This is a genomic window from Actinomyces graevenitzii C83 (assembly GCF_000239695.1).
GTDB lineage: Bacteria > Actinomycetota > Actinomycetes > Actinomycetales > Actinomycetaceae > Actinomyces > Actinomyces graevenitzii.
Window position 1 is genome coordinate 1,100,661 of sequence record NZ_JH470338.1, and the last position, 22,252, is coordinate 1,122,912.

Genomic DNA, 22,252 nt, shown 5'->3' on the forward strand with positions numbered 1-22,252 from the left:
ACGAAAGCCAACGGGAGCTTACGGCGTCGGCACTTAATTACGCGGGCGGGTGAGCTTATCCTGACCGTAATCGAGCAGCTCACGGGCCACGGAGGGCACATAAACACTCAGGCCCCCGTCGCTTACTGGGAAAGTAGCCCAACCTTCCTCATCCACCTGGACAGTGTCTTGCTCGCCAATCATGCACGTCCAGTAGGAGCCGGCGTGCGCCTGGCCTACATACATGCGCTTGGTGCCGGCCCGGCGATCTGAGAACAGCACGGCCACACCCGAGGCGGGGCGGTAGTCGTCACCCTCGCGGGTAAAGCCCACCACGTCGGCGTCGTCGAAGTAGTCGTGCTGGGGGCCGTACGCCAAGAAGTGACGGATATTCATCAAAACCGGCAGCTCAGTGACCGCAGCTAGGTCCCCTGTTTCCGGGGTGCCAAACAGATCGCCCCAGAACACGCAAGGCATCCCCTGTTCACGCAGCAAAATCAGCGCATAAGCGGAGGGTTTAAACCAAGCCTGCACCGGTGACTCTAGCGACTGGCCCGGCTGGGTGTCGTGGTTTTCCACGAAGGTAACCGCACGCTCAGGATCCGCCGCCACCAAAGTGTCATTAAACAATGCACCCAAATCTACTTCACCATTAGAGCATGATGCATAAAATAGTTTAAAGTGCAAAGGCACATCAAACAGACTTATGTAGGGTACAGTAGCCAGGTATGAACGCAGCACGTTCACATCCCGCGACCAGTACTCCCCTACCGCCGGCAGCGCCTTGCCGGTCCGCTGGCGCAGCTTGGGTAGCCATAGCGCGAAGAAGTCAGCGCCCACGTGCTTAAGCGCATCTAGGCGTAGGCCGTCAATGCCGGTGGTTTGCACATACCAGCGTCCCCAGGTGTCGAGCTCTTCATGCACCTTGGGGTCGGATACGTGCACGTCGCAGCCCATTAGGTAGTCATAGTTACCCAGTTCGTCATCCACGTTCTGGTTCCAGGACTTGCCTTCAAAAAGCCACAGGCCGGTTTGCTGGCGTGCATCATCCCAGTCCACAGCCTTAAAACAGGTGTGATCCCAGATGAAGTCAGAGTATTTGCCATTGCGCCCGGGGAAGGTGAAGCGGGTCCACACCCGGATGTCTTCAGGCCCGCCAATGATCCGACGCCGGTCATAGGGGTCCACCTGCATGGCTTTTACGTTCTCTAGCTCATCTGCGCCCATGCGGTGGTTGAGTACGATGTCTGCCACCACTGAGATACCGGCGCTGTGCAGGGCGTCGACGGCGGCCAGGTACTCATCCTTGGTGCCGTACTTGGTGGGGATTGAGCCTTTTTGGTCAAATTCGCCCAGGTCGTAGAGGTCATAGACCCCATAACCAACGTCTTCTATGCCGGTGTGTCCTTTATAGGCCGGCGGCAGCCAGGCTGCAGTAACCCCGGAGTCTGCCAGTAGCTGGGCGTTGTCAGCTAGCAGATTCCAGTGGCTGGCATCAGCGTTTAAGTCCCAGGCAAAAGCCTGCAACAAGACTGGATTAGCTGCGTCAGGATCTAGTTGATGCATAGGGTGATTTTACCTTTCGCTCTAGCTCAGCAGACTAAGCTTGCGGTTGTCTTTTAGCTAAGCGCGTCGGTTACGCGCAATTTCACTGGTTACTGCCCAGCGGGTGTATCGCTGTTCAGCAATAATGCGTTCTTGGTTGTTAAGCATGCGTAGCTGGTTGTTAAGCATGGCTCGGTTCTGGCTTTCAATGCGTTGACGGTGCATATCGCCTTCATAAACATTGATCACTTCTTGCAGGGTAGAGGCACGATAGTTATCAACTAACTGCCACATGTAGGCCACAGCATTTGCCAGCAAATAGGCTGCCGGGAATTTACCTTGGTAGTTATCCCGATATTCACCTACTAGGGAGTTAATCTCATCTACTACCGCTTTTTCAAGCTCGTGAACCTGCTCATTATGGGCTTCGCGAGAGTTAGTGGCCGCATCTTCACTGGCATTGTGGCGCTTAACTTTTGCATTATGCACCACGAGCATAATGGCACTGATCAGCACACCTAAAACCAGGTTGCCAAGTAAAAACAACAGTAGCGTAATCAACATGGACGTCGTGGGGGTTTTGGACCCAAGGGTAATTAACAAACCCAACAGCGTCCAGGCCAGCAAGAATGGCACCAGGTGCGAGACAATTGCCAGCGAAACAAAGTGTTCCTCTTCGCAAGCTTTCAAGCGCGAGTAGTCTTTGACACCCTTAGTGGAGCCATCATGCTTAGCTACCAAGATTCTCCTGAATGCATGGTGGAAAAGTTTTTGCAGGCCAATGTAGAAGCCAATAGTCCATGGCCCGATTGTGAAAAGCATATACATAGCCGCCAGAAGACTTCCTTTGGCAACCGCAATAAAAAGTACCACAAGGAGTACCAAAAACACCCACGAAACACAGCGGGCCGTATTGGCAATAAATTGGGGTCGCTTCCAGATCTGCCGATAGTCGGCGTAACGATATTGCCCGCGAATACCATTGAGGTTCTCGTGTAGCTCATCGCTACGATGCAAGATATAGGACAAGCGCCCCAACCAGTTTTTGAGCTCCTCGCGCTGAGTTAGCTGCTCAGACTCCCCCATGCCCAAATTCCTTTCCTATAATCAACACTTTCACAGTGACTGACGCCATAATCTACCACTGGCGAGGCGGCGCAAACCAGCCCCTGCCAGCGGCTAAACCTGGCATTCAAGCTCCAGGCGTAGGCCTGAAGCAAGACTTAACTGGCGGCGTCGGAATCTAACGTCGCGCAACATGAACCTTAACCTAAAGCTTTTATAGCCTTTTTTAGTGGTTCATGATCATGTTTGTTACCAGCACAGTATTTGCATACTGTTGCTGCGCAAGGATCTGGTTTTGGCGATCGAGGATCGCGCGCTGCTGATCGGCCAGCTGCTGCTGACGTGCGTCAGCTTCATAAACGTTGATTGCCTCTTGGAGCGTGGAGGCGCGGTAGTTGGTGACTAGCTGCCACATGTAGTCAACCACTCCGGGCCTTAAGTAAGCGGCGGGGAAATTACCCAGGTAGGTGTCCGTAAACTCTCCAACTAGAGTGTTAATCTCATCCACCAGCTCTTTTTCGCTGTCATAAACACGCTGGTTGTGGAGGTTTCTAGCTTCAGCGTCAGCAGTTTCAGCCGCGTTATGTGTCCTAACCTTGTGGTTGTGCAACAGCAACGTTACCACACTAGCTACCGCCCCAACCAGCAGGTTTACAAAAAGCCAGATAGCCAGCATCAGAGTTTCGTTAGCCACGGTGGGCTCATTAGTCGAGGCTCCCGCCATCATCAGCCAGAGCAGCAAGAACGGCACCAGGTGCCCCACCGCCATCGGCAGAACCAAGCGTTCTTTACCGCGAATACGCATCCGCTCTTGTCGCTCTAGAGCTTCAGAGCTTAATTTTTTAACCAATACTCGCTCTGTCACAAAATACGTGAGCTTATATACTCCGTAATAAAGCAAGATTAAAATTATTAGAACAGCAACATTTACAAGTGATTTAGCGGCGCCAGACTGTTTGCTATCAGCTATAAATAGTGGGATTAAAACCACAGCAAAAAGCAGCAATAATGCAAACCCAGAGTATTTAATGGTGTTAGCCAAAAATTGGGCTAACTTCCAAGGCTGCCAATAGTCAGGCTGCTTATACTGTTTTCTGACATACCCCAATTTTTGGTGCAGATGGTCGCTACTGCGCAGAATATAGGATAACCGCCCCAGCCAGTCCCTTAATTCTTCGCGTTGAGTTGTTTCTACTTGCCCCACGGGCACACTCCTTCATCATAGCCACACTTTCTTGGCGCTCAACACTCTTTCACAGTGCTCAGCACCTACAGCGTTTTGGCTGTCTAATATGCTTCGCTAACTGGCTTTGCCAGAGGCCAGTTTGCGGTAAACCAACTCCAGTCTACTAACACAATCGTTAATGTCGTAGTGCGCGCCAATATTTAAGTATTTTTGCGCCTCGGTTTGCCGGCGGTCATTATCGCTAAGCCAGTAGTCGATGGCGCGCGCCAAGGCTTTAGGATCGCGGGCCTTGAAGCGACTGTGGGCATCTAGAGCAAATTGGCTTGTGGCCGTAAGTGGCGAGTGTGCGATTACCGGCACCACCCCGTGGCGCAGCACTTCCAGGCAGGACAGACCTTCCACCTCGATGAATGCGGCGTGAATGTAGAGGTCGGCTTGCTCAGCTTGAGCGTCCAGCCCGGCGGCGTCGAAAAAGTTAAAGCTGGGGGCGTGTTTTAGCACCCCGTCGTGCACTAGGCGACTAGCTGCGCGTCGCAAGGATTTTTCTGTGGGCCCGCGACCTGCAAAAACCAACTGGATTTGGGAGGCGTAGCGGCTGTGGCGCATGGCTTTGAGGATGGTGGCCTGGTCTTTTTCGCGCGAGAAACGCCCCACCACCAGCAGCCGGTAAATCTGCTCGCCCTCTGGCTGCGCTTCCCCGGAAGTTTGCTTAGCTTCGGCTTGCTGCCTGCCAGACTCACGGCGTTCAGTCTTTGCGCCAGGCACTGGTTCTGCGCCTCCAGCTGGTTTCGACGGCGCCAGGCCCACCCCGTTAGAAATGGTCACTAGCTTGTCCCCCAGCCCCCATCGCTGCAGGCGCTGGCGCACTGAGTCTGAGGGGCACTGCACCACCTGCACCAAAGCGTAGATGCGCCGTCGCCAAGATGCCAACAAAAACGCATTGAGTGGCCAGACACCGTCTAGGTGAATGGTTGCGGTGATGTTTTCGGGGTGGATGTGGTAGGTGGCCAGCACTGGCGTGCCTACGCGTTTAGCGACGTGGGCGGTGCGGGCCTGCAAGCCGAAGGGCTCCTCCAGGTGGACGACGTCGGCCCAGGCCACAGCCTGCTTAATCACCTTACGTTTGGGTTTAGCGAAGGCGTAACCTTGGGCTGAGATGATGGCGTCGGCTAGCGGGAAATGCCTGGCGGGCAGGGGGAATTCCGGGGCGGTGAAGTTACATGCCTGGGCTTGCTCGGTGGTGCCGGAGCTGAGTACCCGCACGTCATGGCCACGTTCGCGCAGCAGGGTAATGGTACGTCGCGCGGAGGCGGACAGGCCGTTGCCACGGGTGTAGAGATTGTTGATAACAAACAGAAGCTTCAGCGGTTCGGTCCGTTCCATGGGCTAAGTGTGACACACAACCCTTAAAACTCGCCGAGGATTGTAAAACCGTGCTGAGCCAGTCCAACACAGCTACATTTTTGCCCGGCTTGGCGCGGTTTGCCCGGCCAAGCATGGTCCGCCCCGCCCTGCGCGGCTTACCCCACCCCGCGCCGGTCACACTCAGCCTCACCCGCCTGGCATGGTTTGTCCCACCCCGCACCGGCCGCCTTACCCACTTCCCTAGCTACGGCCAAGAATTGACTTTAAGCCCAGCTTAAAGCGGTGATAGTGTGCAATTAACGTATTTTTTACCGAAAGGAGCAGAGAAAATGAAGCTGTCTGCACGCAACCAGTTCCCCGGCAAGGTTGTTGAGGTCACCGAGGGTGCCGTTAACGGTATCGTCAAGATTGAAATCGCCCCTGGCCTGGTAATTTCCTCTTCCATCACCAACGCCGCCATTGAGGAGCTAGGCCTGAAGGTTGGCGCCGAAGCCGTAGCAGTCATCAAGGCTTCCAACGTGATTGTTGGCGTCGAAGACTGACCCGCGCCGGCTACTTTGCCGCTTTGCGCCTAGTTCCAGTCCTGCATTCGTTAACGACGACGCCGCAGCACCTGGTCTAGGCGCTTGCAGCCACTAAAACTGGGTTGAGCTCCACCCAGCGAACCGCCAGCTGGGTGAGCACGTCACTGGCTTGCATCGCTTCAGCATAGTTAGTGGCAACTGCGCGGGTTTTCAGGCCACCAAGGGCCTGACCCAGCCGGGCGACGTCGTCGTCAGCTAAAGCCACCTGAGAGGTGACAATCCGCCCAAACCGCTTGGCCAGGGCAGTAAAACCGCGATCCCAGTTGAGGCCGCCATTGTCGTAAATCTCGTGGGAAATGCGGCCCGCAATACGGACAGCCTCGCCTTGCAAAGACCGCGCACGCCCAGAGCTAGGCACAAGCAAATCCCACAGCTGCCGGAACTGGTCTTCAACCTCAAGTGAGCAGTCAATTTCGACTCGCTGCCCCGCCTGCAGGGCTTGGTGCGGCACGGCCTGCTCAACCCCGAAAATTTCGCACAGCTGGGCTAGCGCCTCCACGTTTGCCTCAAAAACTGCCGGGTCTGCGTTGTGCCCATGGGTGATTAGCCGGCAGCGCTGGTTATCCATGCCTCGCAGCGAGTCCTGTTCCTTCCCGCCAGGGCGCGCCCCGTGTGCCAGCAGCACTCGGATCACTTCTAGCAGCTTGCGTGCGTCAAATAGACGCCGTCCAGCTAACGCATATTCGGTGAGCGTGTAGTTGCCGTACAGCTCAGAGTTCGCCTGGGCGTGCACATCTGCCCCCAATTTGATCAGCTGCTCTATGTCGGCGCTGGCCAGGTGCGCCACAGCTGCAAACAGCGCTGTGCGATCTGCATAGTCGCGGGCGTTAATGTTGCCGCCGCGCGAAATCAGGAACGGTACCTGCTCGCTATGACCGCCGCGCACGCGCCAGTGAATGGGGGTGCACTGGTAGCGGTCTAGGCTGTTGATATCCTCGCCGCGCTGCAGGAAAAACTCTGTTATTTCCTGGCTGGCAGGAAAATGCATGAGCTGAGGCTTGTATGCGTCTGTGCGCAAATATGCCCCCACCTGGCAGTTTTTGACAGCCCGCGCCACCGCCTCAACATCGCCCGAGGCGATGATCTGCTCAATGTCTTCCGGCAGGGTTTTCCGCATCTGCGCGCCCACATTCGCTCCTTCTTTGGCTGCTTGGCTCAGTTTAGCGCGGCCCTGTTTTTCTTCCCGACGACGCCGCTAGCAGTTCGACGCCGTCGACTCACGTACCTGGGAACCTACCAAGCTTCCTTTTTAAGTAGACGCAACCCTGTGCGTCGTCGACGCTACAAGCTTTTTCGACCTGCGAGCTGCCAGATCAATTACCTGCCCGTCCTCATGAACAGCAGAGTTATCAGGAAGGCCAATCCAGGCAGAAATAAGCGCCCTGGGCACACCCGTGGCTTCTGCGATTCGTCTGGACGAAAAACCAGGCCAAGCGCGCGCTGCTGCCTGCGCAAAGAGCGTAGGTCGTTCCACAGAAACCTCAACAGGTTCCTGATATCGCCAGCCGCGCGCGTTGATCTGCCCATATAGGCTTTTTGCTCGCATTTCAGAGATTAAATGAAGTCGCTGAGCACGCGTAACAATTGCCATTAACGAGGTACCAAAGCGGGCTTTGACTCGCAATAAATCTGGCAGAGTAGAGCGCTCATTTACGCTTTCACGCATAGGCGCCTCCGGTAAAAGGAGGGCTCCAGCAAACTCGAAGGCCCTGCGTTCCTGCGGGGAACGAGAAGTTGGAGGGTTCTTTAGATCATTGTCATAGAGCAGATGCGCTAATTCGTGTGCAATGGTCATGCGCTGCACGTCGCCACGCTTGGGTGCCAAAGTGGCAATTACAGGGCGATCCTCGCTAGCAGAAGGGCGAGAAATTCCAACCATATCTGTTCCATATGAGCGTTGTGGATCCAAATTAGCCACAACAGCTATCCCCATACGTTCAACCATACGGGTCACTGAAGGTACAGGGGCATCAGCGCGCAAACCTGCCACTTCACGCAGCATTACAGCACCATCTTCAACATCCAGTTCATGCACATCAGGAGGCGTGAATGGGTAATAGCCAGATTTTTGCGAGGCTTCACGCCACAGATCATTAGCTAATTGGCTGAGCACACCAACCCTACGTTCCTCAACAGAGCGCGTTGTTGACTTCTTACGGAAGGTCACCGCAGCGCGGTCTGAGTCACGTGTAGGGCGGGCGAAAAATGAGCGAGGCACGCCAAACTCTAGAGCTAAGCGATTAACTAACTCTGCAGACAGCGGGTTCACTCCGTTAATTAGCTTTGAAACGGCCCCTTGTGACATTCCTAGGCGCGCTGCCGCCTCGGTCTGTGTGATCCCCTCTAGATGCAACAGGGCCTCTAAACGAGCGCCATAAAGTTCAGCTGGCCGTGTCACTGTCCTCATTTGCCTCAACATCGATTTCAGCGAAGAAGTTTTGTTTCATCTTCGCTCCTTCTTTGGCTGTTTGGCTCAGTTTAGCGCGGCCCTGATTTTCTTCCCGACGACGCCGCGAACGCTGCTAGGGTTGAAGGTCTACAGCGGCCTAAGCGCCGAGACACTCTATCTAGCAAAGGAATGAATCATGCTGGTAGTTACCACCCCAACCGTCGAAGGTATGCCGGTTAAGCAGTACATCGGGATGGTTTCTGGCGAGACCATTGCGGGCGTGAACATGTTTAAGGATTTTGCCGCTGGCCTGTCCAACATGTTTGGTGGCCGGGCAAGCAGCTACGAAAACGAAATCGCCAATGCCTCACGCACCGCAGTTAACGAGATGTGCACCCGGGCCCAATCGATGGGCGCGAACGCCGTCGTCGGCGTGCACGTAGATTACTTCACGGCAGGGGCAGACAACGGCATGCTGGCCGCAATCGCAACCGGCACCGCCGTCGTCCTATAAAAACTCTACGTAACTGCCGCCAAGCAGCCCCCGCCAATCACGGCGGGCACAACTTTGCAGGCAAAGTAGACGCGAGCAAAGCAGTTCTATAGGCAAAAGCAGATCTGTGGACAAAAGCAGGCTACCTGGCTAGCCGAACTGATAGCATACAAATATGTGGGCTGCATTACCTATCATCCTGGCACTAGTTGGGCTAGCCGCTCTCGTCTATTTTGGGATGGGAAGCTACAAGGCCATCATGTGGTGGCTGCTGCTTTCGCCTGACTACTTGCTGTTCTTGGGCCTCACCTGGGTTTACACCCTTGATTACCTGTCTTGGCAGGGCATGGCCAAGCTTGGACAGTACGCCTGGACGATTGACGCGATGCTGCTGGTAGGGGTTGTCTATTTCATCCTCAACTCGGTTTTGTATGGTAAATCCACCCGCCTGTGCAAGATTGTCAGCGCCCTGGTGATCTTGGCGTGCAGCCTGTACATCATGCTGGTGCCGGTTACGGACTTCGTTCAGGGAATCGGCCCCAAGCCAGCCAATAACCTTTCAACCAGCCAGATGGTTTACATTGGTATCGCCGTAGTTATCGCCGCAGTCACTTGGTTCATGCGCCAGTCCACCATGGCTAAGCTTGACCTAACCTTGCAGGACAAAGCGGCTTCCTAGGCCCTGCAGGGTGGTCTCTTGTCAAAATATAAGAACTTTTATTAACGCTTATTGTCAGTCCAGCTGCGCTGATAGGATAAAAACGTGTTTGAGGTATTTTTTATTTGTTTCGAGGTAACTATATTCTTCGCGCTTCTGCGCTTTATCGTCTGGTATTACACGTCAGTTGCGCTCTGGATCCTGTTCTCTCCTGACTACCTAGTTATTGTTATTGGAGCTGGCGCCTTCGTTGGTGACCACATCGACTGGCTAACCTCTTCACTAGCCGGCAAGATTGCTTGGGCAATTATGGCCATGGTGGTTGCTTGGGCTGTCTACTTCACCTTCAACTCAGTTTTGTATGAAGCCTCCAAGCGCATATACAGGATTGTTAGCTTCTTGCTTATTGTCGGTTGCAGCTTGTACATCATGTTTAGCTTGGTTTTGCGCCTTATAGAAAAAGTCGGACCGCAGCTGGCCAACGATTCTGTAACCAACCACATGGTCTATGTATGTATCGCCGTTGTTATCGCCTTGGTTGCCTGGTTCAGGCGCCAAGCCCTCATGTCTAAGTTAGACGCGGATGACAAACTAACAATTAGCCGCAATAGGAGCTAGAGAGTTTAGGTCTCTAAAGCAGGCACACTAGGACGCCGTCTCCACGAGCTGGAGGCGGCGCCGTCGTGTCTAAAGACGTAGCCGACGCCGTCGCCCCCGTTTGCCCGAAAAGTACCTAGCGCAGGCAGGTGTGCCGATCGATTGAGCGAGTCGCCCACACCGCCATGACCAGCGCAAACAGCGGGATTAGCACGTAGGCACCCAGCCCAAAGACCGTGGGGGCAGCGCCAGTGTCGAGTGTGGCTTGGTAGGAGGACCACATAATTTCGCTGCTCAGGCGACCAGAGAAGGTTATAGACAGCGGCAGGAAGAACGTGCCCACCCCGCTGAGCACCTGATCGACCAGGTAAACCCCCACAAAACCAATAAGTGGCGCCGCGAAACCCATGTGGTTAAAGCGCCCCTGGGCCCCAATAGTCATAGCCGCGCAGCATTGCACCGCCCAGCAGAAGCAGGAAAACAGCTGAGCCGCCACCAAAGCCAGCAGCACCGACGTAGAGAAAGGCGCTAGCGCGCTGCGAATCGGGGCGGTGTACTGCGACAGGCTAAGCCCCTGCGTCCAGGCAGACGTGGCAGCCATGGCCACCAACCCACCCACCATGAAAGGCAAAGCGGCCAGGCAGGCCAGGGCCATGCGGGTAATTTTTGCCCAGAAAATCTGTGCGCCACTGGCAGGCAGGCTCATGGTGAAGTAGCCGCGCTGGCCGTAGAGGGTTTTCCAGTAGTCAACCAGCCCCATAATCGCCACCACCAGGGGCATTGCGACGCAAAGCGCATAGGCCAGCATCTCAGTGCTGGCGCTCAGGCCAGGAATATCCAGGGCCCGCACGCCGATCGATGCGGCCACCACCGCTACCAGGGCGGCCAGGATGCGCACGTCGCTGCGGACTTGGGCGCGGATTTCGTATGTCAGCAGTTGCTTGTACATCAGCGGTACTCCTTTCGGAAAATGGCGTCGAGGCTGTCTGCGTGGGCGGCGCGCAGGTCATCAGCGTCGCCCTGGAGCAGAATGCGGCCTTCCTTCACGAACAGGGCGTAGTCAACGAAATGTTCAATGTCTGAGATCAGGTGGGTGGAGACGATCAGCAGCGACTGGGGGTCAAACTCGCGTAGGATACCTTCCAGGATCACGTCGCGCGTGGCCGGATCGACGCCGCTGATGGGTTCATCTAGCAAAAACACGCGGGCGCGGCGCGACATAACCAGGCTGATCTGCAGCTTCTCCCCCATGCCCTTGCTCATTTCGCTAAGCGGGCGGTTAGTGGGCAGCTCGAAGAAATCCACCATAGAGGCGGCTTTTTCGGCGTCAAAGTCCGCAAAGAAACGGCTGTAGACGCTGATGGCCTGCTTGGCGTCCCAGGTGGGGTTGAGGAAGTCCGCGTCGGGCAGGTAGGAGACGATCTTTTTGGTTGCTACCCCGGGGGCGTGGCCGTCAATGGCGACGACGCCGCTGTAGTCAGCTAGGACGCCGGCCAGGATTTTTAGCAGCGTGGTTTTGCCGCAGCCGTTTGGGCCCATTAAACCCACAATGTGTCCGGCGGGCAGATCCAGGCTGAAATCACGCAGGGCGGTGGTGGTGCGGTAGCGCTTGGTCAGGTTTTCCACATGGACTAAAGCGTTTGCGGGTGTGTGGCCGGGGCTTGCTGCTGCGGTGCTGGGGCTTGCGGGTGCAGCGCTACCGCTTGTGGGTTTGCGGCCCGCACTTGCGGCTTGGGCACCCACCGTCGACGCCGGGTTGGGCCCCGCTTGAGGCGAGCTGACCCCTGGCGCGGTGGAGGGAGGTTTTGCGGTCATTTTTGTCTCTCCTGGACTTAAGTGTCCGCGTCCCAACGCTCATCTATGAGGCTGTGGGCCTGTTCCCGTTCCACGCCAAGTGCGCGGCAGGCGCTGATGTAGGCGTCTGCTGCGGCTTGTGCGTTGGCTTTACGTAGGGCGTGCAGGGCGACGTCGTTAGTGGCGACAAAGCGGCCGGCGGTCCGTTTGGGGACGGTGAGGCCTTCCTCGTCGAGGGCGGCGAGGGCACGCTGAACGGTGTTGGGGTTGGTGGAGGCCTCGATGGCGAGGTCGCGGACTGAAGGAATCTTTTGGCCGGGTTTCCAGGTGCCGTCAGTGATGCGGGCGCGGAAGATCTCGGCCAATTGGATCCAGATGGGGCGGGTGTCATCGATGCGCATCGATGCGTCCCTCCTGTCTTACTGTATTAATACACTAATACAGTAAGACTACCACCCAACTGTGTCAACCCCTTAATACAGTTACTGGGTTTGGCCTGCTGGCGGCAGCTTCAAGCCCGCACCTAGCACCCACTTCAGCAAGCAGCCGACAGCACAATCCCCAAGTAGCCCCAGACCCTACCCATCTAACAACCGCGCCAACAGACCAAGCCTTCTACAGCGTTTAGAGCTTCACCCTCGACAACCCCACCTGCGCAGCAGCAGCACCACGAGATGGACATCAAGCCAGAGATTAAGATTTTGCATCTGCAGCCGATTTGTCTGAATCAGGTTGCGACTTTTTTAAATATTTTCTGGCAAGTCTAGAAGCTTTAAGCTTTCTTCACCTCGGGATGTTGCCCGATAACCTTTAATTGCTGTTCAGCGGGAACCCCCAACTCCTTTAACAGATTAAAAATCACCACCATAATTGTCACGTTAGCTATAGCATCTGATGTAGATATTTGTTCAGAAAATTTCGCATCATGCACAAAACTGTTACGCATAGTCTTTAGCTTACTAGCCCAGGACTCAACATCCTCCACAAGCTCTGAACACACTTCTGAATCTAATCTCTTCGCAAGATTTGAAAGTCTCTCTACAAATGTAACCCTTTTTATAACCTTTTTAGACCGAGGCCGCTTAAGTAACCACTGTTCACAATCTTCAACACCACCCTCCTTTAGAATTTTCACAATATATTTCTTTTTATTTTGCCATTCCCGATATTCTATAGACTCTTCCAGACAATTGAAATCTTCAGTCTGGCGAAGAGTTTTATGAAGCGCCTCGCCCGCAACAGCTGCAAGCAAAACTTTATCTTCAACATACCTATCTGGATCATAGATCATACTTAAAATTATGCTAATTACGCCCTGATTCTCAGTATAAATATCTAGCCAATTACGCACAGCAGTTTCAAAAGAAAATGAGTCGCAGGTAAACAACATACGGCTTGCATTAATTTTTCCAGCATTACGACAACCAAAAGCAACAGGATGGTAAAGTAGGTAGGCTTGCTTAGACTCTTCACTTGAAGATGTTCCAACTTCTGAAATTCCTAGTCGAAGCCAAGTAACTCCCGCACAACTAGTCGTCGCAAAAGCAACGAGACTGTGAAGCATATCCACTTGTATAAGCACATCATCCAGTGTAAACAACTTTTTTGAAGTAACTCGCAAAAACACTTCCAGCTCAGATTCACTAGCTTTAACAGAAGAAGAACTGTCAGTAAAATTAAAAGATGTACATAAAAGATTATAACAAACACCATCATCGTTTCTCACCTCCCCAGCACACTTATATTCTCCTCCCGCAAGAGTCGTTCCAAAAGCAGCTACCCCACCCCACTGCCGCAAACCTTCAAACGAAAATTCAGCCACATTAAAAACCTCATCATAGCAACCATTAATATGCGCTCCAACAATCGCAAAATTTGCCATTACTCTCCGCATCGGAGGCTTGGGTTCCGACAATCCCTTCGAAAAAGTTTCGATAAGAGTAATTTCATGATTACATACTTCACCATAAATAATAGGCCAATGCTCAGGCCTAAATTCAATCCTAGTCTCCTTTGGGCCTGCACTAGTAGAACCAAAAGAATAATACAACTCAAGCACTAAGTTGCCCCCACCATCATACTTAAGTGTGCCAGCAAGCTTATCTTCAGGGTTGTCTGGCAACCACCATTCACCAAACCATTCCTGTTCCTCGCTTAGCAATAATGGTTCATAGGACATGACGAACTCCTTAGTGATTTCTTATCTCAGAGTTATCAATTACTTGCACAAAATTAACGTATATCCACCAAAATGAACATACATGTCACACCCGTTTAAGTAATTGTAACTATGCAGCTATTTGAAAGACCTTACCGCCATGTGAAGGTCAATCTAATCTTCACACACAGTTTACACCTAGAAGTTACCTCGGTGAGTTAACTATCCTGTAAGCAAAAATTTCTACAGCTCTATTCCTTAGGCAAGCACACCATTTAGCGCCACCCACATATAAGTACATTCGAGCCGTTTATCTGCGCCAGATTCTAGGGATGGTTATAACAACCCTCACGCCACTAAAAACACACTAATCAGACCGACACTGTTGACAAGTATCTAAAATGCGCACGAACAGCAAAAAGCTCAACACTACGCATGACCTAAATTATGCCGCGCTCAAGCCCAGTACCTCAGCCCAGCCCTCCATGGCTTGCTGCTTTAGTAGCTTCCTCCTAATTTTCTGGCAAATAACTCCTTATGCTTCTTAAAAGAATTGAAGAACTTAAACAGTCGTACAAGCAAGATCACAACAATAATGCCATTAAGACCAGCCAACCAGAATACCTTAACGTATGCATCATAAACAGAAAGCAGCAGAAAAACGATAAGGGCAATAAAGCTAAGCCAGATATTTCCCCGCTCAAACCTCATCGTAGCTTCTTCCACGAGTTCCCATTTAACCCTATCCAGAAACCCACTTGCTAGCTCACGAGGTACGCGATTTACTTCAGCCTCATTTACAACATCAGGCCCAAGAACCTTCGCATAGAGTTTATAAAGTTTTGGAGCTTCTTGCTTTAAAACTGCAAGTGCCTCAGTATCTGACAGAGTAGTCTTTCCGCAAAAACGAATCTTTTGAATAAAAGCAGAAATATTTTCAATTAGCTGAACGACATTATCGTCATAAGGAGGTTCTAGAGCATCTAAGTAGTCACTATCCTCAAGTACCCTAGTGATCATAGCGTTTTTCTTAGCACCTGGGCGTGTATCGCTCGACATCTGCTCGCCCTGGCTAGATTGAAGATCGAGCGGATGCCCACTATGAGCAGACTTTAATAGTGACTCGGAAATCGCTAATCCATCTGTGCTTTTCCTTGTCCACTCATTTTCTTTACGACAAGACATTTGACGCAAGCACCCCTATCACCATCATAAATGTGGTTACCGACAGCCGTTGTAACCGTATATTTAATCCTACACCCTACCCCTTAGGCAAGTACGCCATTTAGCGCGCAAATTTGGCAAGGCATACTTAAGGAAAACCTCGTCGCGGTAGGCAATCTAACTCAACAATATTACTCAGTAATACATTTTGATATAGTCAAGTAAATAACTGATATTACGGCTATAGCGAACACTGCGTTCTACAGTCACGTCCTACAGTTGAAACTATGTGGATTCTTGCCGCTTGCCTGTCCGCCCTTTTTGCGGGGCTAACCTCAATCCTGGCAAAAGCTGGTGTGGCCACAACAAACTCCACAGTGGCAACAGCGCTGCGCACGCTCGTCGTCGCTGCAGGGGCTTGGGGCATGGCCGCCCTGGTTGGGTCGGCGTCGTCGCTTAGCGCTATCAGCGGGCGCTCACTGCTATTCCTTATCCTATCTGGCCTGGCCACCGGGGCTTCCTGGCTGTGCTACTTCGCGGCGCTGGCACGCGGAAATGTCTCCCGCGTGGCTCCCATCGATAAACTCTCCACAGTTTTAGCGATCCTGCTGGCCCTAATCCTGCTAGGTGAACCGGTGAACTTTTGGGGCGCCGTCGGGATTGTGGCAATTACGGCAGGAACCGTGCTCATGATCGAGCCCGCCGACCTGACCGGCCTGCCAAGCGCGCTTCGTCAAGGCGGCAGTTGGCTGAGCTACGCGCTCGCATCTGCGCTGTTTGCAGCCCTGACCTCGATCCTGGGCAAAGTGGGCATTGCCGACGTCGAACCCACCCTGGGCACAGCCGTGCGCACGCTTGTGGTGCTGGCAATGGCGTGGCTGATTGTGGCATGGCAGGGCCACGCGGGTCAGATACGGGCGATTCCTAGGCGCGAGCTGGCTTTCATTATTGCCTCGGGTGCGGCTACATGTGCGTCATGGCTGGCCTACTACCATGCGTTAAAAGATGGTCCCGCCTCTATCGTGGTGCCGATCGACAAGCTCTCAATCCTGGTGACTGTCGCGTTTTCGGCGCTGGTGTTTCACGAGCGCTTCACGCCCCGCTACCTGGGCGGGCTGGCTTTGATGTGTGCGGGCACGGCAGCAATGGTGGTTGCTTAAATGCCGACGACGCCGCAGCTCACGTTGTGTCACCAGGTTGCAGCTTCCTGCCGTCCCTTTTACCGCAGCCCCGCCGGGTCAACTAGGGACAGGGCGCGCGGGGCGCGTGAGACCTGCACGCTTTGGCCCCAGGTGAGGGTGAGGCGGTCGGATTCTATACCGTCACCAAAGAGCACCAGGGATTCGCTGCCCACTACCAGGCTCAGCTCCTCCCCCTCACCTAGGATTCCTTCAGTGCAGTTGGTGCCGGTGTGGGGCGAGGGCCAGGCTTCGCGCACAAACCAGGCCAGGGAGTGCGAGGTGGGCGCGGGTAGATCCCCCATGTGCCGCCCGCGTTTTAGGGAGGCGCCCCAGCCGGTGGCGCCGGTCCCGGTGGAAACAACGACGCCGGAGGAGGACTGGCGCTCTGCGCGGGAGCCCAAGGTGAGCTCGTAGCGGGCACTCTGGTGGCTTGGGTGCCCAATAAACACCTCATTGAGCGCGGTGAGTGTGCGCGAGTCGTCAGCAGCCGCGCGCACCATAGTCAGCTGGTCAACGCGCAGGTCAGAGCCAGCTTCCAGGCGATGCAGCGCCCCCACCCCCTGCTCGGGCGTGCAGCGCACGAGCACGCCCGCATTGGCTTGGGGCACGGAGTTAACCCCCACCACCACCTGCTCATCCACATATTTGGCCACGTTAGCCACCAGACCGTCAGGGCCAACCACAACAATTACGTCCTCGGGCGCAAACAGGAAGCGAGACAGCGAGTCGCGTTCGACGTCGGCACTAGCCCAGCCGTCAGGGATTCCTGCCCGCACCCGCGCCAGGGCCGCCAGGTGGCACTCGTGCGCGCGCTCCACCTCCTCAAGGCTGCGCCCGCGTGAGCGCAGTACAAACTCAACCTGGCCGCGCGTGGAGTAGCGGTCCATGAGCTCGTCATATTCGGTGGGGCGGCGCACAATCACCGCGCGGCGTCGCATTACTTGCCTGCCTTGGCTGAGCCGGTGAAGGCCGACACCAAGTCGCTGAGCACGTCAGCGGTGATGGTGATGTTGCCAAAGGACGGCATGTGACCTGCCAGCTCTTTAAGTGCCAGGGCGCGCGCCACCTCGGGCCCAGCCTCGGCGACGGCCTGGATGTAGGCCGCGTCATTGGCGGTACGGGCGCGTCCGGCGGTGTTCCAGTCGGTCTCGTAGGCCTTGGCTTTTTCTACGATGCGGCGCGATTCGGCCTCGACGGCGATCGCGTCAGCAGCAGCCTTCTCTTCAGCTTCGCGCCTGGCGTTGTGGCCTTCCTGGTCAACCAGGTCGGCGCGCTTGCGGGCCAGGTCAAGCTTGGATTGCATCTCGTTTTCGGAGATTTGGGATTCGCGCTCGACGGCGAGGGCGCGGCGCTCGTAGAGGGCGCGGTCAGCCTCGGCACGCAGCTGTTCAAGCAGCGGGGCACGCAGGGATGATTCAACCCCTTCATCGGGTCGCAGCGACAGCAATCGCACATCAACAATGCCCACGCCGGTGGCCTGCAGCTGCTCGTTTGCGGCGAAAGCCTGAGTCAAGAGCCCGCTAACTCGCTCCAGGGCGCCGGAGATGGCTTCAGACAGGGCCATTGCGCCGATTGTCGAGGCCAGGGCGGAGTGGGCGATCCGGGTGACGGTTTCGTCGATTTGCCACAGGCCCTGCGCGTCTTTCTTTGCTTCACGCGGGTAGAGGCCGAAGTCGTAGTGCGCGGCGGCAGCCTCGGCGTTCTCGATGCAGTAAGTGACTGCCACCTGGGCGTTTACGTTCTGCTGGTCGCTGGAGGCTACCTGCACCAGGAAGCTGTGGGCGCGGTTAGCGGTGGGCACTTCCGCCAGCGCGCAGCGGCCTTTGCGCAGCCAGAAGGATTGGCCAACCCCGGAGCGGATGGTGCGTCCGGCGCTGATCTGGACGACGTGGTCGCCGGCGCCGCCCTGGTAGCGGATGAAGAAGGGGTGGTTGTGAAGGGTTCCCATGATGACTCCTTAGGTAGTTCCCATTTGTTTGTGTCACTATGACGATAAACCCCTTCAGGCTTTAATGTCAACTTGACGCAAATAGGTTAGGCTAGAGCCATGATTGAACCTGTCACCTTCCCGATCGCCGTCGACGTCGTCGCCCTGACAGTCATTGACCACACGCTCAACGCCCTCGTGGTGCGCCGAGGCATCGAACCTTTCCGTGGCCGTCTGGCCCTACCTGGCGGTTTTCTGCGCAGCGGCGAGCAGACAGATCAGGCCGCCGCGCGCGAACTTGAGGAGGAAACTGGCGTCACTCCCCCCGGTCACCTTGAGCAGCTGCGCACTTACGGCCCCCTTGGGCGTGACCCGCGCGGCCCGGTTCTTTCTGTGGCCTACCTGCTCTTGGCCCCTTCTTTCTCCCCCACTCATGCGGGGGGCGACGCCGCCGGGGTGCTGTGGCAGCCCGTTGAGGCCCTGCTTGGTCCCGACTCTCCCCTAGCTTTCGACCACGACGTTATTTTGGCCGACGGCGTCGAACGCGCCCGCTCTAAGATCGAATACTCACCCCTGGCCACCTCTTTTTGCGGGCCACAGTTTACGATCACCCAGCTGCGCACCACCTATGAGGCTATTTGGGGCTCTACCCTGGATCCGCGTAATTTCCATCGAAAAGCCACAAAAACGGCGTCGTTTATTGAGCCCACTGGAGACAGCGTGCGCGAAGGGGCCGGGCGCCCGGCCGCCCTCTACCGCCTAGTCCCAGGAGTTGATGCGACCGCTTTTGTCTTAGATCCGCCCCTGCGCCGGCCACCCGCCCAGGCCTAAGCTAAGCAACCATCCGGCCTGGACTCAAGCAACGCCAGCCGCCCTCGGAGCCCAGGCTCAGGCAATGCCAGCCGCCCCGATAGACGAAGCCAGCATCCATCCGAACCAAGACAACACCAGCCGCCCTAGACACTGACAGGCGCTAGCGCGCCTAGTCCGCGAGCGCGTCAGCAGCAGCCTCGATCTGCTTGCGCGCAGGGCAGGCTGCCGGCCCCACTAGCGTCGTGGAAAAAGCGCCTGCACAGTTAGCCAGTAAAAGCGCTCGCTCTAGGGGGATTGCCTGCGCTAAAGCCGCCGCCAACACACCGGAGTGGGCGTCACCTGCACCGTTAGTGTCGATAGCCGCAACGCGCGGCGTCGGAATGTAAGTCACATCTGCGGCATTTGCGCTAGCCGCCATCGTAGCTGCCACCGGAGCCGCAACTGGTCCCTCTGCTGAAGCCCCCGCCGGAGCCGCACCCGGAGTCGGCGCCGGCGCTGTGAGTGAAACTCCCGCCTTAGCCCCTGCTGGCCTGGCGAAATAGGCGCCCTCAGCTCCGGCACGCACCACAACGGGGCGTCCCAGCAAACTGGCCACCAAGCTGGCCTCACGCGCCTGGTCGCACCGCTGCCCCTGCTCCTGCTTCTGGCAGCGCCCCTGGCCCTGCTCCCCGTCCTGCCCTTGCTTCTGGCAGCGCCCCTGGCTCTGCCCTCGGCTCAGCTCCTGGCCCTGCTCCAAGGCGGGCTCTGCGCTCTGGTTAATGATCTGCTGAGCTTCCCTATGATTCATCGAGACAATTACGTCGCGTATGGGCAAACCCTGCGGGATGCCAATAACAGGCGAGACATCCAGAATGACCTGCACGCCTTCAGGTAATGCCTCCAGCGCCGCCTGCGCTGCCTGACGGTTAGCCGGGTGGTCCATGAGGTAGCCGTCAATGTAAAGCACATCCCCCGGGCGCATCGTCGCGGCGAAGTCCGCCCAAGCGCTTGCTGGCGCCCTCGTCTCAGCGCCGCGCGTGGAGATAAAGGTGCGCTCCCCGGATTGGTCAGTGAAGGCAATACAAAAACCGTTATCGATACCGTCAATGCGGGGCCCGGCGTCCGTAATTTCCGCGCGCTGCAGGGCCTGCTGGATGAGTAAAGAGTAAGGGCCGTGGCCAATTGGGCTGAGTGAGACGGCCTGGGCTCCCATACGCCGCGCGGCCACCAGCGCGTTAAAGCCCCCACCCACGTGCATTCCTTCATCGCTGGCCCATACGTCGCCGCCAGGGGCCGGTAGTGCCTCGCCACGCACAGCCAGGTCTACAAGGATCTGGCCCATCAGCACCACGCGGCCCGCCGGGGCGCCTTTTTGTGGGGACGCGGCTGGGGTGAGCGTGGATTTTTCTGGGTTGGGCGACGTCGTAGCTGCTGCGGGGGTAGAGCCGCCGCCCTCCCTATCACGCAGAGCCAGCAAATCTGTAGCGACGCTAGGCAGATCAAGCCGTGAAACCTGCTCCACCTGGGCCAAGCCGTAAGCGTCAAAAACCTCAACACCCAAGCTTGCACCCAAAATTGCGCCCGCTATCGCACCAATTGTGTCAGTGTCACCACCCAAATTGGCGGCCTGCAGCAGGGCGCGCGGGGAGGGATCACGTGCCAGCAGCGCGAAAGCCATGGGGATTGCCTGCGCTGAGGCCACAGCCGTGCCTATCTGCCCGGCCAGCCACTCTAGGGACGACGCCGGCTGGGCGGCCAGTTTTAATGCCCGGTGCGTGGCTGCCACAACATCCGGCTCTGGGCTCCAGGCGCCGCGCTCAGGTAGTGAGCGCACAAAAGCCACAGCCTTCCACAGCAGGTCTGTCACATCCGCCGCGCCGGCGTCGATCCCGAGTGACACGGCGGCTGCCACTAGCGCCGCTGACTGAAAGCCCTGGCGGGTGGCGTGCGTGACCTGGCATGAGGACCATACGGCGTCGGCGAAAAGCTGCCGGTCCGACGTCGACGCCGCAATCCCGATCGGTGTCACCCGCATTGCCGCCCCATTAGTGGTGCCCTCACCGCCCACACGCAACGGGTTCTCGCCTGCGCGTACACGCTCAAGTGCCGCCTTCGTGGAGGGCCCCAGCAGATCCAGTGAGCCACGCTCAATCATGGAATCCTCCCAAGCCAGCAGGGCGTGGGAGAACTCGCTCGCATCTAAGTTCAGCCCAGAGCCGTGGCCTTTAAGCAGCAGGGAAGCGATCAATAATGCTTGCTCGGTGTCGTCAGTGACCGACCCGGCCGCCATACCCGGCGCATAGGGTTGGCTTTTATCCCCATCCACCAGGCCCGTGACATGGCCGTAAACCGTTTGAATCTGCTGTGGAGACATTGCTTGCGTTGGCATACCCAGCGCATCGCCCAGCGCTAACCCAGCCAATGCGCCATATGCGCGCGAAAAACGAGGATCCATGAACTTTTCCTCCCTATGCAGGCCGTGAGCACATCCAATATAGGCGGCCAATATCGAGTCAGAAAAGAAAGCTCCTTTAAAACTGCCCCACTTCACCTTTTTAAGACGAAAGCCCTATAGACTGAGGCGGTAGGGATTCTTAGACAACCGCACCTTTTAGTGCGGTTATCGCAGCAATCATGACGGCAAGCAACGCCAACCCTGACGGCAAGCAACACCGTGCGCCGTCGGCCACCTACTCAGATCAAAGAAAGAGCCTCCCATGAGCGACACCAGCAAGCAGCCTGAGCAGAACGAAAACACTGAAGCGGACAGCACTCCCAACACTCCTTTGCACACCTCCCACGGGGTAACCACCATCGACGAGAACGTCATCGCCAAGATCGCCGGCATGGCCACGCGCGAGGTGCCCGGCGTCTACAGCATGGGTAACGCCATGCGCCGCGCCTTCACCGCCATGACCGAGCGCATCCCCACCACCCAGACCAACGTCACCGGCGGCATTAACGTACAGAAGGGCGAAACCCAGACCTCCATTGAGGTCACCGTAGTGGTTGACTACGGCGCCCCCATCATTGAGGTCACCGAGGCGATCCGTAACAACATCATTGAGCAGATCGAGACCAGCACCGGCCTGGAAGTAGTTGAGGTCAACATCCACGTCACCGACGTGCACCTGCCTGGCGACGAGTCTGAGACTAACAACCTCAAGTAATTTACGCCTTGATCTGAGGAGATCTCATGAAGACAACGCACCTGGCCCTCCTAGTAGGCCTGTTCCTTGGAACCGTTCTGGCTTTTGGCTCCTTCGCTGACTTTGTGCTGGTGTCACTGTGTGGCCTGGTCGGGTTGGGGGTGGGCCTGTACCTGGAGGGCCGGGTCGATGTCCGCAGCTTCCTTGAGCGGCTAAGGAAGTGACG

General features: G+C 56.2%; 22 protein-coding genes. 8 read left to right on the plus strand and 14 right to left on the minus strand.

The annotated features are described in order from the left end of the window. Nucleotides 1-33: 33 nt before the first annotated feature. From HMPREF0045_RS04750 to HMPREF0045_RS10070, 4 genes are all read right to left on the minus strand, one after another. The gene (locus HMPREF0045_RS04750) at nt 34-1,545 is read right to left on the minus strand and encodes an alpha-amylase (protein WP_005986028.1); all 1,512 of its coding nucleotides are present in this window, start codon (nt 1,543-1,545) and stop codon (nt 34-36) included. Nucleotides 1,546-1,602: 57 nt separating this feature from the next. Beyond that, on the minus strand, nt 1,603-2,610 hold the full coding sequence (locus HMPREF0045_RS04755; protein ID WP_005986030.1) for a DUF2391 family protein: 1,008 nt from the start codon (nt 2,608-2,610) through the stop codon (nt 1,603-1,605). A 205-nt stretch (nt 2,611-2,815) separates the two neighbouring features. Continuing rightward, nucleotides 2,816-3,793: a hypothetical protein gene (locus HMPREF0045_RS04760; protein WP_005986032.1), complete on the minus strand. Its 978-nt coding sequence runs from the start codon at nt 3,791-3,793 to the stop codon at nt 2,816-2,818. Nucleotides 3,794-3,889: 96 nt separating this feature from the next. Continuing rightward, a complete protein-coding gene (locus tag HMPREF0045_RS10070) occupies nt 3,890-5,158 on the minus strand; it encodes a glycosyltransferase (protein WP_005986034.1) in 1,269 nt (422 codons plus the stop codon). Nucleotides 5,159-5,469: 311 nt separating this feature from the next. On the opposite strand from HMPREF0045_RS10070, the gene HMPREF0045_RS04770 reads away from it, so the two are divergent. After that, nucleotides 5,470-5,682 carry a TOBE domain-containing protein gene (locus HMPREF0045_RS04770; protein WP_005986036.1) on the plus strand — a complete coding sequence of 71 codons (213 nt, stop codon included), beginning with the start codon at nt 5,470-5,472 and terminating at the stop codon, nt 5,680-5,682. A gap of 76 nt (nt 5,683-5,758) precedes the next feature. Here HMPREF0045_RS04770 and HMPREF0045_RS04775 read toward each other — a convergent pair whose 3' ends face one another. After that, nucleotides 5,759-6,853, minus strand: a complete 1,095-nt coding sequence (locus HMPREF0045_RS04775; protein ID WP_005986038.1) for an ankyrin repeat domain-containing protein — start codon at nt 6,851-6,853, stop codon at nt 5,759-5,761. 120 nt (nt 6,854-6,973) lie between these two features. Further along, nucleotides 6,974-8,143: an XRE family transcriptional regulator gene (locus HMPREF0045_RS04780; RefSeq protein WP_081466786.1), complete on the minus strand. Its 1,170-nt coding sequence runs from the start codon at nt 8,141-8,143 to the stop codon at nt 6,974-6,976. A 166-nt stretch (nt 8,144-8,309) separates the two neighbouring features. Here HMPREF0045_RS04780 and HMPREF0045_RS04785 point away from each other — a divergent pair, with 166 nt between their 5' ends. From HMPREF0045_RS04785 to HMPREF0045_RS04795, 3 genes are all read left to right on the plus strand, one after another. After that, on the plus strand, nt 8,310-8,627 hold the full coding sequence (locus tag HMPREF0045_RS04785) for a heavy metal-binding domain-containing protein (RefSeq protein WP_005986042.1): 318 nt from the start codon (nt 8,310-8,312) through the stop codon (nt 8,625-8,627). 154 nt (nt 8,628-8,781) lie between these two features. Then, nucleotides 8,782-9,285: a hypothetical protein gene (locus tag HMPREF0045_RS04790; protein ID WP_005986044.1), complete on the plus strand. Its 504-nt coding sequence runs from the start codon at nt 8,782-8,784 to the stop codon at nt 9,283-9,285. A gap of 84 nt (nt 9,286-9,369) precedes the next feature. After that, a complete protein-coding gene (locus HMPREF0045_RS04795; RefSeq protein ID WP_005986047.1) occupies nt 9,370-9,882 on the plus strand; it encodes a hypothetical protein in 513 nt (170 codons plus the stop codon). 115 nt (nt 9,883-9,997) lie between these two features. Here HMPREF0045_RS04795 and HMPREF0045_RS04800 read toward each other — a convergent pair whose 3' ends face one another. From HMPREF0045_RS04800 to HMPREF0045_RS04820, 5 genes are all read right to left on the minus strand, one after another. Further along, nucleotides 9,998-10,810 carry a hypothetical protein gene (locus HMPREF0045_RS04800; protein ID WP_005986049.1) on the minus strand — a complete coding sequence of 271 codons (813 nt, stop codon included), beginning with the start codon at nt 10,808-10,810 and terminating at the stop codon, nt 9,998-10,000. Then, entirely contained in the window at nt 10,810-11,676 is an 867-nt protein-coding gene (locus tag HMPREF0045_RS04805) for an ABC transporter ATP-binding protein (RefSeq protein WP_005986051.1), read from the minus strand. Before HMPREF0045_RS04805 ends, HMPREF0045_RS04800 begins: the two co-directional genes overlap by 1 nt. Nucleotides 11,677-11,693: 17 nt before the next feature. Then, nucleotides 11,694-12,056: a GntR family transcriptional regulator gene (locus tag HMPREF0045_RS04810; protein ID WP_005986053.1), complete on the minus strand. Its 363-nt coding sequence runs from the start codon at nt 12,054-12,056 to the stop codon at nt 11,694-11,696. A 371-nt stretch (nt 12,057-12,427) separates the two neighbouring features. Next, nucleotides 12,428-13,834 carry an ApeA N-terminal domain 1-containing protein gene (locus HMPREF0045_RS10455; RefSeq protein WP_005986054.1) on the minus strand — a complete coding sequence of 469 codons (1,407 nt, stop codon included), beginning with the start codon at nt 13,832-13,834 and terminating at the stop codon, nt 12,428-12,430. A 477-nt stretch (nt 13,835-14,311) separates the two neighbouring features. Continuing rightward, nucleotides 14,312-14,998, minus strand: a complete 687-nt coding sequence (locus HMPREF0045_RS04820) for a hypothetical protein (protein ID WP_155813099.1) — start codon at nt 14,996-14,998, stop codon at nt 14,312-14,314. A gap of 266 nt (nt 14,999-15,264) precedes the next feature. Between HMPREF0045_RS04820 and HMPREF0045_RS04825 the strand changes: the two genes are divergently transcribed. Then, the gene (locus HMPREF0045_RS04825) at nt 15,265-16,137 is read left to right on the plus strand and encodes an EamA family transporter (protein ID WP_005986058.1); all 873 of its coding nucleotides are present in this window, start codon (nt 15,265-15,267) and stop codon (nt 16,135-16,137) included. Nucleotides 16,138-16,196: 59 nt separating this feature from the next. On the opposite strand, the gene HMPREF0045_RS04830 is transcribed toward HMPREF0045_RS04825, so the two are convergent. Both HMPREF0045_RS04830 and HMPREF0045_RS04835 read right to left on the minus strand, forming a co-directional pair. Beyond that, nucleotides 16,197-17,096, minus strand: a complete 900-nt coding sequence (locus HMPREF0045_RS04830) for a diacylglycerol kinase catalytic domain-containing protein (protein ID WP_005986060.1) — start codon at nt 17,094-17,096, stop codon at nt 16,197-16,199. After that, nucleotides 17,096-18,106: an SPFH domain-containing protein gene (locus tag HMPREF0045_RS04835; RefSeq protein ID WP_005986062.1), complete on the minus strand. Its 1,011-nt coding sequence runs from the start codon at nt 18,104-18,106 to the stop codon at nt 17,096-17,098. The genes HMPREF0045_RS04830 and HMPREF0045_RS04835 overlap by 1 nt, the downstream gene beginning before the upstream one ends. Nucleotides 18,107-18,205: 99 nt before the next feature. Here HMPREF0045_RS04835 and HMPREF0045_RS04840 point away from each other — a divergent pair, with 99 nt between their 5' ends. Next, nucleotides 18,206-18,916: an NUDIX hydrolase gene (locus tag HMPREF0045_RS04840; RefSeq protein WP_005986064.1), complete on the plus strand. Its 711-nt coding sequence runs from the start codon at nt 18,206-18,208 to the stop codon at nt 18,914-18,916. A gap of 151 nt (nt 18,917-19,067) precedes the next feature. Here the strand turns inward: HMPREF0045_RS04840 and HMPREF0045_RS04845 are convergent, their stop codons facing one another. Beyond that, a complete protein-coding gene (locus tag HMPREF0045_RS04845; protein ID WP_005986066.1) occupies nt 19,068-21,332 on the minus strand; it encodes a PfkB family carbohydrate kinase in 2,265 nt (754 codons plus the stop codon). 262 nt (nt 21,333-21,594) lie between these two features. Here HMPREF0045_RS04845 and HMPREF0045_RS04850 point away from each other — a divergent pair, with 262 nt between their 5' ends. Together HMPREF0045_RS04850 and HMPREF0045_RS10695 are read left to right on the plus strand one after the other, a co-directional pair. Further along, nucleotides 21,595-22,047 carry an Asp23/Gls24 family envelope stress response protein gene (locus HMPREF0045_RS04850; RefSeq protein ID WP_005986069.1) on the plus strand — a complete coding sequence of 151 codons (453 nt, stop codon included), beginning with the start codon at nt 21,595-21,597 and terminating at the stop codon, nt 22,045-22,047. Between the two features lie 26 nt (nt 22,048-22,073). Beyond that, the gene (locus HMPREF0045_RS10695; RefSeq protein ID WP_005986071.1) at nt 22,074-22,250 is read left to right on the plus strand and encodes a hypothetical protein; all 177 of its coding nucleotides are present in this window, start codon (nt 22,074-22,076) and stop codon (nt 22,248-22,250) included. Nucleotides 22,251-22,252: the final 2 nt, after the last annotated feature.